The organism is Achromobacter sp. T5-5 (genome assembly GCF_055397965.1).
In genome coordinates this window covers 3,607,339-3,620,467 of sequence record NZ_AP027919.1, presented here as the reverse complement: position 1 = coordinate 3,620,467, position 13,129 = coordinate 3,607,339, and the positions used below count along the sequence as shown (strand labels likewise).

General features: G+C 68.2%; 13 protein-coding genes. 10 read left to right on the top strand and 3 right to left on the bottom strand.

The features are described from left to right. Nucleotides 1-70 precede the first annotated feature (70 nt). A complete protein-coding gene (locus ACZ50Q_RS16450) occupies nt 71-943 on the top strand; it encodes an IclR family transcriptional regulator (protein WP_464078987.1) in 873 nt (290 codons plus the stop codon). 51 nt (nt 944-994) lie between these two features. Here the strand turns inward: ACZ50Q_RS16450 and ACZ50Q_RS16445 are convergent, their stop codons facing one another. Beyond that, nucleotides 995-1,423 carry a VOC family protein gene (locus ACZ50Q_RS16445; protein ID WP_464078986.1) on the bottom strand — a complete coding sequence of 143 codons (429 nt, stop codon included), beginning with the start codon at nt 1,421-1,423 and terminating at the stop codon, nt 995-997. A gap of 166 nt (nt 1,424-1,589) precedes the next feature. On the opposite strand from ACZ50Q_RS16445, the gene ACZ50Q_RS16440 reads away from it, so the two are divergent. The 9 genes from ACZ50Q_RS16440 to ACZ50Q_RS16400 all read left to right on the top strand — a co-directional run bounded on the left by ACZ50Q_RS16440 (nt 1,590) and on the right by ACZ50Q_RS16400 (nt 9,371). After that, on the top strand, nt 1,590-2,201 hold the full coding sequence (locus tag ACZ50Q_RS16440; RefSeq protein WP_076521150.1) for an LON peptidase substrate-binding domain-containing protein: 612 nt from the start codon (nt 1,590-1,592) through the stop codon (nt 2,199-2,201). A gap of 27 nt (nt 2,202-2,228) precedes the next feature. Next, complete coding sequence (locus ACZ50Q_RS16435) at nt 2,229-3,119, top strand: ParB N-terminal domain-containing protein (protein WP_464078985.1); 891 nt, start codon at nt 2,229-2,231, stop codon at nt 3,117-3,119. 223 nt (nt 3,120-3,342) lie between these two features. Then, on the top strand, nt 3,343-4,023 hold the full coding sequence (locus ACZ50Q_RS16430) for an RraA family protein (protein WP_092575375.1): 681 nt from the start codon (nt 3,343-3,345) through the stop codon (nt 4,021-4,023). Then, entirely contained in the window at nt 4,020-5,222 is a 1,203-nt protein-coding gene (locus tag ACZ50Q_RS16425; protein ID WP_092575378.1) for an aminotransferase class I/II-fold pyridoxal phosphate-dependent enzyme, read from the top strand. Before ACZ50Q_RS16430 ends, ACZ50Q_RS16425 begins: the two co-directional genes overlap by 4 nt. A 72-nt stretch (nt 5,223-5,294) precedes the next feature. Further along, nucleotides 5,295-6,116: an ABC transporter substrate-binding protein gene (locus ACZ50Q_RS16420; protein ID WP_092575381.1), complete on the top strand. Its 822-nt coding sequence runs from the start codon at nt 5,295-5,297 to the stop codon at nt 6,114-6,116. A 134-nt stretch (nt 6,117-6,250) separates the two neighbouring features. Beyond that, nucleotides 6,251-6,940 carry an amino acid ABC transporter permease gene (locus tag ACZ50Q_RS16415; protein WP_076521146.1) on the top strand — a complete coding sequence of 230 codons (690 nt, stop codon included), beginning with the start codon at nt 6,251-6,253 and terminating at the stop codon, nt 6,938-6,940. Further along, entirely contained in the window at nt 6,933-7,622 is a 690-nt protein-coding gene (locus tag ACZ50Q_RS16410; protein ID WP_076522118.1) for an amino acid ABC transporter permease, read from the top strand. Before ACZ50Q_RS16415 ends, ACZ50Q_RS16410 begins: the two co-directional genes overlap by 8 nt. Nucleotides 7,623-7,633: 11 nt before the next feature. After that, nucleotides 7,634-8,368 (top strand): amino acid ABC transporter ATP-binding protein, encoded by a 735-nt coding sequence (locus ACZ50Q_RS16405; RefSeq protein ID WP_464078984.1) that lies wholly within the window; start codon nt 7,634-7,636, stop codon nt 8,366-8,368. A 67-nt stretch (nt 8,369-8,435) separates the two neighbouring features. After that, complete coding sequence (locus ACZ50Q_RS16400) at nt 8,436-9,371, top strand: LysR family transcriptional regulator (protein WP_175493070.1); 936 nt, start codon at nt 8,436-8,438, stop codon at nt 9,369-9,371. Here the strand turns inward: ACZ50Q_RS16400 and ACZ50Q_RS16395 are convergent. Then, nucleotides 9,368-9,745 carry an I78 family peptidase inhibitor gene (locus ACZ50Q_RS16395; protein ID WP_464078983.1) on the bottom strand — a complete coding sequence of 126 codons (378 nt, stop codon included), beginning with the start codon at nt 9,743-9,745 and terminating at the stop codon, nt 9,368-9,370. The genes ACZ50Q_RS16400 and ACZ50Q_RS16395 overlap by 4 nt on opposite strands. A 143-nt stretch (nt 9,746-9,888) precedes the next feature. Next, complete coding sequence (locus ACZ50Q_RS16390) at nt 9,889-13,128, bottom strand: error-prone DNA polymerase (protein ID WP_464078982.1); 3,240 nt, start codon at nt 13,126-13,128, stop codon at nt 9,889-9,891. Nucleotide 13,129: the final 1 nt, after the last annotated feature.

The window sequence follows — 13,129 nt, the reverse complement described above, 5'->3', positions numbered from 1 at the left end:
GGCGGGCATCTGAGGCGATTCTAGGAAGCGCGCGCACAGAACAAAGCACAACACGCGCAGGGGCGGAGAAATGGAACAGAACATGCAGCTTCGGTTTCAAAATCGCAGTGCAGCATCGGATCAGGCGGCCGATGGCCGCGCCGACGACGCAGGCGGGCAGCAGGAGGCCGCGCGTTCGCTGCGGGCGCTGCTGGTGCTGGATCACCTGGCCCGCGCCCAGCATCCGCCCACGCTTGCGCAGCTTGCGCAGCGGCTGGACATGCCCAAGACCACGCTGATGCGGCTGCTCGCCGCCATGCAGCGCGCCGGCTACGTGGCGGCCACGCCCACCGAAAACGGTTTCGTGCCCGGACCGCAGGCGACCTCGCTCGCGCTTGCCACCTTGCGCGCCTGCGCCTTCACGCGCGCCTGCCGCGCGGTGCTGACCAAGCTGGTGGGCACGCTGGGCGAAACCTGCAACCTCACCGCGCCGGACGGCGACCGGGTCGTCTATATGGAACGCGTCGAGACGTCGGAGCCGCTGCGCCTGTTTTTCGCGGTGGGCAGCCACGTGCCCATGCATTGCACCGCGAGCGGCAAGCTGTTCCTGGCGTCGATGAACCGGCTGGAGCGCAGCCGCGTGCTGGCGCGGCTGCCGCTCACGCGCAATACGCCGCGCACGCTGACCGATCCGGCCCGGCTGGAAGCGGAACTGGAGCGCCTGGCCGCGCGCGGCATCGGCATCGACAACGAGGAATTCGTGCGCGGCATGAGCGCGGTGGCGGTGCCGGTGCGCGACGGCGAGGACCGCGTGGTCGCGGCGGTGGCCTGCCATGCGCCCACGGCGCGGGTCATGCTGGACGATCTGCTGCGCGCGGTGCCGGTGCTGCAGGGGGCGGCGCAGTCGCTGCACGAGGTGCTGGCGGCGCACCGGCCGGGCGGCCAGGGCGAAGCGCGGCCCTGAGCGCCGGGCCGGTCGACCGGGCCGGTCGCCCGGGGCTGGCCGCCCGCGCCCTCAGTGGCTCAGGCGTCCGCCGCTCACCATCCAGCGGGTGCCGTAACGGTCGATCAGGGCGCCGTAGGCTTCCGCCCAGAAGGTCTTTTGCAGGGGCAGGGTGACGCTGCCGCCCTCGGCCAACTGGTCGAACACGCGGTGCGCGTCGGACACCGTGGGATAGACCAGCGCCAGCGCCACGCCCTGTTTGCCCGGATACGGGTGGCCGGCGGTGGCGTCGCTGGCCAGCAGCGTCTGCTCGTCCAGCGTCAGTCGCGCATACATGACGCGCGCGGCGTCTTCGTCGGACAGCACGGGCATGGCGGCGTCCGCGGGCGCATCCGCATAGCGGACCAGGGCGTCCAGGCGGCCGCCCAGCACACGTTCATAAAAGCGCATGGCCTCGGCGCAATTGCCGTCGAAACTGAGGTAGGCGGATAGCTGGGGCATGATGTCTCCGTGCGGGATGGGGGCCGGTGCGCGCGCCTGGCCAAGGCGAGCCGCGAATCGGGCCTATGATGTGAGTCTGCCGCGAAACGGCGGCGGCGTAACGTGTTTTTTCACCTGCAGGTGCCCGTGGAAGATGTCTTCCTCGTGACATGAACTGGAGGCGGCCATGTCGCTGATTCCCTTGTTTCCGCTATCCAATCCGCTGTTTCCGGGCGGCGTCGTCCATCTGCGCATCTTCGAGGTGCGCTATCTGGACATGATCCGCCGCAGCATCGCGCAGGGCGCCGAGTTCGGCATCGTGGGGCTGCTGGCGGGCAGCGAGGTGCGCTCTCCGGAAGGCGTGGAGACGCTGTCTCCGGTGGGCACCATGGCGCGCGTGGATACCTGGGAAGCGCCCATGCCGGCCCTGCTGGAAATCCGCTGCATGGGCACCACGCGCTTCCGGCTGCGGTCCAGCGAGGTGGCAAAATACGGGCTTTGGATGGGCGAGACCGAGCCCATTCCCGATGACCCGCCCACCCCCGTGCCGGCGGCCATGCAGGGCAGCGCCGATGCGCTGGGCCGGCTGGTGGCCCAGTGGCAGCAGGAAGGCGTGCCCGCCCGGAAGATGCCGCTGGCGCCGCCGTTCCGGCTGGACGATTGCGGCTGGGTGGCGAACCGCTGGTGCGAACTGCTGCCTCTGCCGCCGGACGACAAGGCCACGCTGCTGGGGCTGACCGACCCGGTCGCGCGCCTGGCGGCGATCCAGGACGTGCTGCGCGGGCAGGGGCTGGCGTAGGGCGAGGCCGTACACGATTTGGACACCATGGATATCAGGATAGATGAAGGCCTGCGCGCCTATATAGACCCGCTGACCGAAGACGAGCACGCCGCGCTGGAGCGCAGCCTGCTGGCCGAAGGCTGCCGCGACGCCCTCGTCCTGTGGGGCGACCTGCTGATCGACGGCCACAACCGCTATGCGCTGTGCATGAAGCACGGCATCCCGTTCCGCACGACGCAGAACACGCACTTCAAGTCCATGGACGACGTGCATCTGTGGATGATCGAAAACCACCTGGGCCGGCGCAGCGTGTCGGACTTCCAGCGCGGCGTGCTGGCGCTGCGCAAAAAGGAAATCCTGCAGGCGCGGACCGACGCCGAGGAAGCGCCGGCCGAGGGGGCGCCGCAGGACGGACCGCCCGATGACGGATCTCCGCCCTGGGATGAGGACGCTCCGGCGCAGGAAGGCGCCGCGCCCCGCATGCCCGCCAACACGAACTGGAAGCCGGCCGTGCCCAGCCGCCAGGCGCTGGCGCGCGCCGCCCGCATCAGCAGCAATACGCTGGGCCAGATCGAGAAAATCCAGAAGAGCGCGGCGCCCGAATTGGTGCGCGCCGTGAAAGCGGGCGCGATTTCCATCAACGCCGCGGCGGCGGTGGCGTCGCTGCCCGCCGAACGCCAGGCCGCGGCCGTGGCTGGCGGGCGCAAGGAACTGCAGCAGGCCGCCAGGGAAGTGCGCCAGGCCAAGGCGCCGGCGCCGCGCGAGGCGCCGCCCGAGGTGCCGATCGACAGCATCGAGGACATGCCCGCCGAAATTGCGCGGCTGCGGCAGTTGCTGGCCAAGCTGACCGACGAGCGCGACCAGTTGAAGAAGAAGGTCATGCATCTGACGGTGGCCTTGTCCGAGGCGCGCAGCGCGGCCGGTGGGGATGATTGACGGCGACGATGGACGGCGGCGGGTGATCCAAAGCGGTGACTGACGGCGATGTCCAAGGCCGTCCGCACCCGGATGCACGAATAAGGGATAACCCTTAAAGCCCGAAATCCACGAAAAAAATTCGTGGATCAATGGGAATTTATATCGTTTTGAGGAAAGGCTTGTGCGGCTTTGTAATGCAGGTTCGCTTTAACGCATCCCGCATTCACACCTGACTTCCCTTATGAATCCCATCGGATATCGCATACTTTCCCGGCCCGGGCCGGCCGTCGCCGCCGACGTGCTGGCCGGCTTCGCCAGCATCGGCTCGGCCCAGATCAGCGACTGCATGAACCGCCTGTACGGCGTGTCGGGCCTGCGGCCGCTGCACGGCGGCACGCGCCGCACGGTCGGCCTGGCGCTCACCGTCAAGACCCGTCCGGGCGATAACCTGATGATCCACAAGGCGATTTCGCTGGGTGGCGCGGGCGACGTGATCGTCGTGGACGGGGCGGGCGACACCAGCAACGCGCTCGTCGGCGAACTGATGATGATGGACGCGCAGTCGCGCGGCATCGAAGGCTTTGTGATCGACGGCGCCGTGCGCGACGCGGACGTGTTCGCGCAGGGCGAGTTCGGCTGCTTTGCGCGCGCCGTGTCGCACAAGGGTCCCTACAAGGACGGCCCCGGCGAGATCAACGTGCCCGTGTCGGTGGGCGGCCAGGTGGTCCAGCCCGGCGACGTGGTCGTGGGCGACGCCGATGGCGTGGTGGTGATCCCGGCCGAACATGCCAGCGCGGTGCTGGCCCTGGCCCTGAAGAAGGAAGCCGACGAAGCCGTGGCCAAGGAAAAGCTGCGCGCCGGCACGTACACCAAGCCGTGGCTGGAAAAGACCCTGGCCGAAAAGACGGGGGCGGCCCAATGAGCATCGTCGCCGACCGCATCAAGCGCATCAAGCTGTCGCCCAGCGTGGCCGCGCGCGCCATCATTGCCGAACTGCGCGAGCAGGGCCGCCGCATCATCGACCTGACCATCGGCGAACCGGATTTCTCCACGCCCGAACACATCCGCCAGGCGGCCACCGCCGCCATGAACCGCGGCGAGACCAAGTATCCGCCGGCGCAGGGCACGGTCGCCCTGCGCAAGGCCGCGGCCGCTCATCTGCGGGAAGCCACCGGCGTGGAATACCCGGCCGCGCGCGTCATCGTCAGCACGGGCGCCAAGCAGGTGATCTTCAACGGCCTGGCCGCCACGCTGAACGACGGCGACGAAGTCCTGATCCCGGCGCCGTTCTGGGTGTCGTATCCGGACATGGTGCTGGTCAACGGCGGCGTGCCCGTTGCCGTGGAAACGTCGCCCGCCACGGACTACAAGGTGACGCCGCAAGCGCTGGAACGCGCCATCACGCCGCGCACCAAGTGGCTCATGATGAATGCGCCCAGCAATCCCACCGGATCGGTCTACAGCGCGGACGAGCTGCGCGGCCTGGCCGAGGTCCTTCAGCGCCATCCGCACGTCTGGCTGATGACCGACGACATCTACGCGCGCCTGAACTTCACCGGCGAGCCGACGGTGCACCCGTTGCAGGTGGCGCCGGAACTGGCCGCGCGCACGCTGGTGGTCAACGGCGTGTCCAAGGCCTATGCCATGACCGGCTGGCGCATCGGCTATGGCGCCGGTCCGGACGAACTCATCAAGGCGATGGCGATCCTGCAATCGCAAAGCACGTCGGGCGCCTCGTCGGTCAGCCAGGCGGCCGCGCTCGAAGCCCTGACCGGCCCGCAGGACTGCGTGGTCGAGTTTGCCAAGGTGTTCCGCGAACGCCGCGACCTGGCGATCGCCGAACTGTCCGGCGCGCCGGGCCTGGACATCGTCGTGCCGCAGGGCGCTTTCTATGTCTTTCCGGACTGCTCGGGCCTGTTGGGCAAGAAGACGCCGGCCGGCGATGTGATCGCCACCGATACCGATTTCACGCACTACCTGCTGCGCGAAGCCGGCGTGGCCGTCATCGACGGCCACGCCTACGGCGCGCCGGGCACGTTCCGGCTGTCGTTCGCCGCATCGCTGGACGATATCCGCCAGGGATGCGCCGCCATCCGCGAGGCCTGCGCCAGGCTGGCCTGACGCCCGCCGGATCGATTCATTCAGCGCCACAACCAGTCTGTTCACCACACAACCATTCAAGGGGAATCAACAATGAAGCGTCACACTCTATTTGCCGCCTGCCTCGGCTTGGCCTCGCTGGGCCTGGCCGGACTTGCCCATGCCGACCAGGTGGACGACATCAAGGCGCGCGGCGAGCTGATCTGCGGCACGCTGGGCACCTCGCAGCCGTTCAGCTTCCAGGATGGCGCGACGCGCCAGCTCGTGGGCTACGACGTGGACGTCTGCAAGCTCGTCGCAGACAAGCTGGGCGTCAAGATCAACTACAAGCTGCTGTCCGTGGCCGCGCGCGTGCCTGAACTGAACGAAGGGCGCGTCGACATCCTGGCGGCCAACCTGGGCTATTCGCCCGACCGCGCCCAGCAGATCGCCTTCAGCCACGCCTATTACGTCAGCCCGCAAAAGCTGCTGGTGCGCAAGGATTCGGGCCTGGATTCGATCGAAGCCCTGAACGGCCGCCGCATCGGCGCGACCAAGGGCTCCAGCTCCGAGCGCGAAATCAAGCGCATCCTCGACAAGTCGCAGGTCATCGGCTATGGCGACAGCTCGGCCACGTACCTGGCCCTGCAGCAGAAGAAGGTGGACGCGCAGTTCGCCTCCGAGCTGGTCCTGGTGCGCCTGGTGCTGCAAAGCCCGCCGACGGCGCCGGTCAGCGTGATTCCGAAGGCGGTGTTCGACGAGCCCTGGGGCCTGGGCGTGCGCAAGTCCGAACCGCGCTTCCTGCAAACGGTGAACCAGGCGCTGGATGAGGCCGAGGCCTCGGGCGCGGCCGGCAAGCTGTTCGACAAGTGGTTCGGTCCGGAAACGCCCTACAAGCTGGAACGCAGCTTCAAGATCGGCCCGATTGCCGGCTGAGGGCGCGGACCGCAGCGCTGTCTTTCGCCAGTCCCCGTCACGGCTTCCCGCGTCTTGCAAGGCAACGCCAGGCAACGCGCGGGGAGCCGTGACGCTTGGCGTCGAGTGCCCGATCGCAGGAGATTGATAGTTTTATGAGCTTTCTAGACGCTTCCCAATACCAGCTACTGCTCAGCGGCATGGCCGTCACCGTGCAGCTTTTCCTGGTCGCCTGGGTCATGGCGTTTTCCATCGCGGTGACGCTGGTGGTGGTGCGCGCCACCAACCTGGCCCCGTGCCGCTGGCTGGTCGACGCCTATGTCGAATACCACCGCAACGTGCCGCTGCTGGTGCAGGTGCTGTTCTGGTATTTCGGCATGCCCGAGCTGCTGCCGGAAGGCTTTCGCATGTGGCTGTACGCGCACAACGCCGAGATGTCGCTGGCGGCGATCGCGCTGGCGCTGGGGTCGGCCGCCTACATCGCCGAAGACATCCGCAGCGGGCTGCGCGCCATTCCGGGCACCCAGTTCGAGGCCGCGCGGGCGCTGGGCGCGAGCTATCTGCAATGCATGCGCTTCGTGATCGTGCCGCAGGCGGTGCGCATCTCGATTCCGCCGCTGGTCGGCCGCGCGCTGCTGCTGTTCAAGAACACCAGTGTGGCGATGGCGATCGGGGTGATGGAGCTGACCTACCAGGCCCGGGAGATCGAAAACGAGACCTATCGCACCTTCGCCACCTTTGGCGCGGCGACGATCATGTACCTGCTGGGATCGTTCCTGATCATGGCATTGGGATCGCGCCTCTACGCCCGTTATCGTCTGAACCGCGGAGGCCATGGTGCTTGATCTCCTGATGCAATACTGGCCCACGCTGCTCGTGGGCCAATACCCGAACGGTCCGCTCGGCGGACTGGCGCTGACGCTGATCCTGGCGGCCCTGGGCCTGGCCATGTCGCTGCCGCTGGCGCTTTTGATCGCGCTGGCCCGCGTCAGCCCCTACGGCTGGCTGCGCACGGCGAGCAAGGCGCTCGTCAATGTGGTGCGCGGGATGCCGCTGCTGATGCTGATCTTCTGGGCGTATTTCGTCGTGCCCAAGCTCACCGGCCAGGTGGTCAGCGGCTTCTGGACGCTGATCTTCGCGCTGGTGGTATATGAAAGCGCCTATCTGTCCGAGGTGATCCGCTCCGGCATCGAGGCGGTGCCGCGCGGGCAGATCGAGGCCTCGCGCTCGCTGGGCGTGGGCTACTGGACGACGATGCGCAAGGTGGTGCTGCCGCAGGCGCTCTTTAACGTGCTGCCCAGCATGACCAGCCAGTTCGTCTCCACCATCAAGGAAACGTCGCTGGGCTATGTCATCAGCGTCAACGAACTGACCTTTGCCGCCAATCAGGTCAACAACCTGGTGCTGACCCAGCCGCTGCAGGTGTTCGGCATCCTGGCCATCATCTACTTCGTGGTGTGCTTCAGCCTGAGCCGCGGCGTGAGCTGGCTGGACCTGCGCATCCGCCGCTCGCGCGCCATGGCCTAAAGGAACAAAACATGATCAAACTCGAGAAAGTCAACAAGTGGTACGGCGAGCATCATGTGCTCAAGGACGTGGACCTGGCGGTGGCGCGGGGCGAGGTCGTGGTGGTGTGCGGCCCGTCGGGGTCGGGCAAGTCCACCATGATCCGCACGGTCAACCGGCTGGAGCCCATCGAAAAGGGCCGCATCCTGATCGACGGCGCCGATATCTACGAGAAGGGCGCCAACCTGAACGCGCTGCGCCAGAAGATCGGCTTCGTGTTCCAGCAGTTCAATCTGTTCCCGCACATGAGCGTGCTGGAGAACGTGATCTTTGCGCCCGTCAACATCCGCAAGCAGCCGCGCAAGCAGGCGGTGGACCTGGCGCGCGGCCTGCTCGACCGCGTGGGGCTGGCGCACAAGATCGACGCCTATCCGGGATCGCTGTCGGGCGGCCAGCAGCAGCGCGTGGCGATCGCGCGGGCGCTGGCCTTGCAGCCGCCGGTGATGCTGTTCGATGAGCCGACCAGCGCGCTGGACCCGGAGATGGTGGGCGAGGTGCTGCAGGTGATGAAGGGCCTGGCCAAGGACGGCATGACGATGGTGTGCGTGACCCACGAAATGGGCTTCGCGCGCGACGTGTGCGATCGCGTGGTGTTCATGGACGCGGGCGAGATCCTGGAAGTGGACACGCCCGAGCGCTTCTTCAGCGCCCCGGCGCATCCGCGCGCCCAGCGTTTCCTGGCGGACATCCTGCATCCGCGCGGCTGAACTCCCGGGGCCGCGCGGCCGCGAGGATAATGTGAGGGTTTCCATGCGCTTTTCTTCCTCCGCGGCGATGTACACCCTCAAACAGCTAGAGGCTTTCTACTGGAGTTCCGAACTGGGCAGCTTCAGCGCGTCGTCGCGCAAGCTGCACACCACCCAATCGGCCGTGGCCAAGCGGGTGGGGGAACTGGAGGCCTTTGCCGGCTCGCCCTTGTTCGAGCGGCGGGCCAAGAAGCTGCTCATGACGCCGCAGGGCCGCAAGCTCTTCGAGCTGGCGGGCCAGATGCTGGAACTGAACAGCCGCATCGTCCAGAACATGGCCGATCCGGCCAGCTTCGAGGGCGTGGTGCGGCTGGGCGTGACGGAACTGGTCGGCATGACCTGGCTGGCGGGGCTGATCAAGCAGATCAGCCAGCGCTACCCGCGCGTGCAGCTGATGCCCGAGATCGACGGCGGCATCACGCTGTACGAGCGGCTGGAAAAGGACGAACTGGACCTGGCGATCATGCCGGGGCCGTTCTGGGGCTACCAGTACGATTGCACCCACCTGGGCGCGGTCACCAATGTCTGGATGGCCAGTCCGGCGCTGGATATCGATGTCTCGGCGAACCTGACGCCGCAGGACCTGGCGCCCTATCCGGTGATTTCCCAACCCACGAATTCCGCGCTCTCGCACCTGTATGACGCCTGGTTCGCGGAGCAGGGGATGCCGGTCAAGCGCGTGCTGACGTGCAACAGCCTGGGAATGATGGCCCAGCTGACGATGCTGGGCCTGGGCATCAGCTACCTGCCGGGCGCGTATTTCGCGCCCTTGGTCGCGCGCGGGGCGCTTTGTCAGTTGAATGTGCAGCCGGACCTGCCGACCATCAATTACTACGCGGTCCATAAGAAGAACATCGTCAACCCGGTGGTCTCCCGGGTGATCGATATTGCGCGCGAAGAGTGCGCGTTCGAAGTGGCGGGGGCGTTCCTGCCCCATGTGCCGCCCGCCGCCGGAGTGGCCTAGCCGCAGCGGATCGCGGTCATGACGTCCTTGTCGTCCACGATGAGGTTCAGGCGGGTGTTGTTGTATTCCATCGTGACCACCTGGCCCGGGCGCAGCATGCGCGCGGTGGTGCTGCCGCTGCGCGTGCGCAGGTCTTCCATGACCGAGGGTGTTGCCTTCTGGCCGATCTGCGACTGCAGCGGGCCCGCGTCGCAGGTCTTGCCGCTGGTGCTGCCGGGCATGGCTGACGACGAACCGTAGGAAGTCCCGGCGCCGATGCTCGAGGACGCATCCGAGGAGCTGGAGGCCGGCGCGCTGGACGTGCGCGAGCCGCCGGTATTGGCGCACGCGGCCAGGCTGGCAACCAGCAGGAAGGGGATCAGCTTGCGGATCATGTAGGACTCCTTACAACGAGCGGACAAAAAGCCATGATAGACCAGCGGCGAGGCGCTGTGCTTAGGGCGCGCCGGGCGCGTGCACGCCCTGCAACGGTCCGCGGCGGGCCGGGGGCCCCGAAAAGGGGGCGGGTCGGAAAACCTCAGTGAAAGTTGCGGCTGTGCGCCGCCAGTCCGCCCAGCAGGTCGGACATGTCCACCAGCCGCTGCGCGATCAGGTGGCGCACGCCATCGACGCTCTGCCAGGCGCCGAACACGCCCAAGAGCGTAGCGCCCAGCAGTTCGCGGCGCTGGCGTTCGATCAGTTCGGGGCGCACCACCACGTTGACGGGGCCCGTCTCGTCTTCGAGCGTCACGAAGATGACGCCCTTGGAGGTCTGGGGGCGCTGGCGCACCGTGACGATGCCGCAGGCGCGCGCGACGCGCTTGTTGGGGTAGCCGTTCAGCACCGAGGCCGGCTGGAAATTGCGCGCGGCCAGTTGGGGGCGCAGCAGCGCCACGGGATGGCTGTGCAGCGTCAGGCCCACGCTGCGGTAATCGGCGGCCACGGTCTGGCTTTCGGTCGGGGCGGACAGTTGCGGGGCCTGGGCATCCACGATCTCGGCATCGCGCAGCAGGTCGCGGCTTTGCACGCTGGCGGCGGCCTCCCAACTGGCCTGGCGCCGGTGGCCCGCCAGCGTGCGCAGGGCGTCGCCGGCGGCCAGCGCGTTCAGGTCGTGCCGGTTGAGCCCGGCGCGCCGGGCCAGGTCGGCCGTGTTGGCAAAGGGCGCGTCGGCCCGGGCGGCCTCGATGCGGCGGACGGCGTCCTCGCGCATGCCCTGGATCAGGCCCAGGCCCAGCCGCACGGCGGGGCGGGGCGGCTCGGGCGGCGGCGCGTGGGCGTGCGCGCGGCGCGCGGCGCCCGGATGGCCGGGAGGCGGTTCTTCCAGCGCGGCGTCCCAGCCGCTGACGGTGACGTCGGCGGGCAGGATGCAGACCCCGTGGCGCCGGGCGTCCTGCACCAGTTGCGCGGGCGCGTAAAAGCCCATGGGCTGGGAATTGAGCAGCGCCGCGAGGAAGGCTTCCGGTTCGTGGCGCTTGAGCCAGGAGCTGGCGTAGGCCAGCAGGGCGAAGCTGGCGGCATGGCTTTCCGGAAAACCGTATTCGCCGAACCCCTCCACCTGCCGGAACAGGGCCTCGGCGAACTCCAGCGTGTAGCCGTGCGCCAGCAGCCCGCCCACCAGCTTGACGCGGAACTTGTCCACGCCGCCCTTGCGCCGCCACGCGGCCATGGACCGGCGCAACTGGTCGGCCTCGCCGGGCGAGAAGCCGGCCGCCACCACCGCGATCTGCATGACCTGTTCCTGGAAGATGGGCACGCCCATGGTCCGGCTGAGCACGCCGCGCACCCTTTCGCTGGGGTAGGTTTCGGGCTCTTTCTTCTGGCGGCGCCGCAGGTAGGGGTGGACCATCCCGCCCTGGATCGGTCCGGGGCGCACGATGGCCACCTGCACCACCAGGTCGTAGTATTCGCGCGGGCGCAGGCGCGGCAGCATGGTCATCTGGGCGCGCGATTCGATCTGGAACACGCCGATGGTGTCGGCATCGCAGATCATGTCGTAGGTGGGCGCGTCGCCTTCGGGGATGTCCTGCAGGGTCAGCGGCCGGCCCCGGCGCTGGCTGGCCAGTTCCAGCGTGCGGCGCAAGGCCGACAGCATGCCCAGCGCCAGCACGTCCACCTTCAGCAGCTTCAGGGCGTCCAGGTCGTCCTTGTCCCATTGCACGACGCTGCGGTCCTGCATGGCGGCGTTCTCGATGGGCACCAGGCGCGAGAGCTTGCCGCGCGAGATCACGAAACCGCCCGGATGCTGCGACAGGTGGCGCGGAAAGCCCATCATGGTCTGCGCCAGCGACGCCCACTGGCGCGCCACCCGGGATTCGGGGTCCAGGCCGCAGGCGCCCAGCGTGCGCAGCATTTCTTTTTTGCCGTCCCACCACTGGTGGGCGCGGGCCACGGCATCGACGACGCCCGGGTCCACCCCCAGCGCGCGCCCGGTATCGCGCAGCACGCTGCGCGGCCGGTACGAGATGACCACCGCGGTCAGGGCGGCGCGTTCGCGGCCATACTTGCCGTAGATGTACTGGATGACTTCTTCGCGGCGCTGGTGTTCGAAGTCCACGTCGATGTCGGGCGGTTCGTTGCGCTCTTTGCTGATGAAGCGTTCGAACAGGTTGTTGCCGCGCTGCGGGTCCACCGCGGTGATTCCCAGGCAATAGCACACGGCGGAGTTGGCGGCCGAACCCCGGCCCTGGCACAGGATGCCGATGCTGCGGGCATGCTGGACGATGTCGTAGACCGTCAGGAAGTAGGCCTCGTAGCCCAGCTCGGCGATCAGCTCCAGTTCCTTTTCGATCTGCGCGGCCACGTTGTCCGGCACGCCCGCCGGAAAGCGCCGGCGGGCGCCGGCCAGCGCCTCCTGGCGCAGGTAGCTGGCCGGCGTATGGCCGGGCGGCACGATCTCGTCGGGATATTCATAGCGCAGCTCGTCCAGCGAAAACGTGCAGCGGCGCGCCACGGCCAGGGTCTGCGCCAGGGCGTCGGGCGGGTACAGGCTGGCCAGCCGCATGCGGCTGCGCAGGTGTTGTTCGGCATTGCCGGACAGTTCGTAGCCGCATTGCGACACCTGCCGGCGGGTGCGGATGCCGGTCAGCGTATCGTGTAGCGGCTTGCGCGAGCGGACATGCATCTGGACCTGCCCGACCGCCACCACGGGCAGTTGCGACGCCTGGGCCGCATGTTCGACGGCGGCGCGGTGCAGGTCGTCGCGCGACTGGTGCAGCAGGGTCAGTCCCACCCAGGCGCGGCCGGGAAAAAGGCGCGCCAGCCAGCACGCCTGGTCGGCCATGCGGTCGGCGTCGGTGCCGTAGGCGGGCGTCAGGATGGCCAGGCATTCCGGCAGGCTGCGCAGATGCGCGTAGCCGCCGGGCGGATCGGCGAGGTCTTGCGGGGAGAGCCGGTACTCGCCCTTGGGCGCCCGGGTGCGGGCCAGCGTGATGAGTTCGGAGAGGTTGCCGTAGCCTTCGCGGGTCTGCGCCAGCAGGGTCAGGCCCAGCGGCGCGGCATCGGGCGCGGCGCGCAACTGGAACGTGGCGCCGACGATCAGCGGCAGTTTCAGGGTCTTGGCCTCGGTGTGGGCGCGCACCACGCCCGCCAGCGAGCATTCGTCGGTCAGGGCCAGCGCGGCGTAGCCGAGTTCGGCGGCGCGCGCGGCCAGTTCCTCGGGGTGCGAGGCGCCCTGCAGGAAGGAAAAATTGGACTGGCATTGCAGCTCGGCATAACCGGGCAAGCCGGCCAGGGTTTCAGCCGGGTCCAGCGGATCGGGGGCGTCGTCGTCCGTGCGCATG

Bases quoted from the DNA above. Each gene is read 5' to 3' on its own strand.
- ACZ50Q_RS16430 (WP_092575375.1), top strand. From the start codon at position 3,343: ATGAATCCCATCGGATATCGCATACTTTCCCGGCCCGGGCCGGCCGTC.
- ACZ50Q_RS16395 (WP_464078983.1), bottom strand. From the start codon at position 9,745: ATGATCCGCAAGCTGATCCCCTTCCTGCTGGTTGCCAGCCTGGCCGCG.
- ACZ50Q_RS16445 (WP_464078986.1), bottom strand. From the start codon at position 1,423: ATGCCCCAGCTATCCGCCTACCTCAGTTTCGACGGCAATTGCGCCGAG.
- ACZ50Q_RS16420 (WP_092575381.1), top strand. From the start codon at position 5,295: ATGAAGCGTCACACTCTATTTGCCGCCTGCCTCGGCTTGGCCTCGCTG.
- ACZ50Q_RS16400 (WP_175493070.1), top strand. From the start codon at position 8,436: ATGTACACCCTCAAACAGCTAGAGGCTTTCTACTGGAGTTCCGAACTG.
- ACZ50Q_RS16415 (WP_076521146.1), top strand. From the start codon at position 6,251: ATGAGCTTTCTAGACGCTTCCCAATACCAGCTACTGCTCAGCGGCATG.
- ACZ50Q_RS16390 (WP_464078982.1), bottom strand. From the start codon at position 13,128: ATGCGCACGGACGACGACGCCCCCGATCCGCTGGACCCGGCTGAAACC.
- ACZ50Q_RS16435 (WP_464078985.1), top strand. From the start codon at position 2,229: ATGGATATCAGGATAGATGAAGGCCTGCGCGCCTATATAGACCCGCTG.
- ACZ50Q_RS16450 (WP_464078987.1), top strand. From the start codon at position 71: ATGGAACAGAACATGCAGCTTCGGTTTCAAAATCGCAGTGCAGCATCG.
- ACZ50Q_RS16440 (WP_076521150.1), top strand. From the start codon at position 1,590: ATGTCGCTGATTCCCTTGTTTCCGCTATCCAATCCGCTGTTTCCGGGC.
- ACZ50Q_RS16405 (WP_464078984.1), top strand. From the start codon at position 7,634: ATGATCAAACTCGAGAAAGTCAACAAGTGGTACGGCGAGCATCATGTG.
- ACZ50Q_RS16425 (WP_092575378.1), top strand. From the start codon at position 4,020: ATGAGCATCGTCGCCGACCGCATCAAGCGCATCAAGCTGTCGCCCAGC.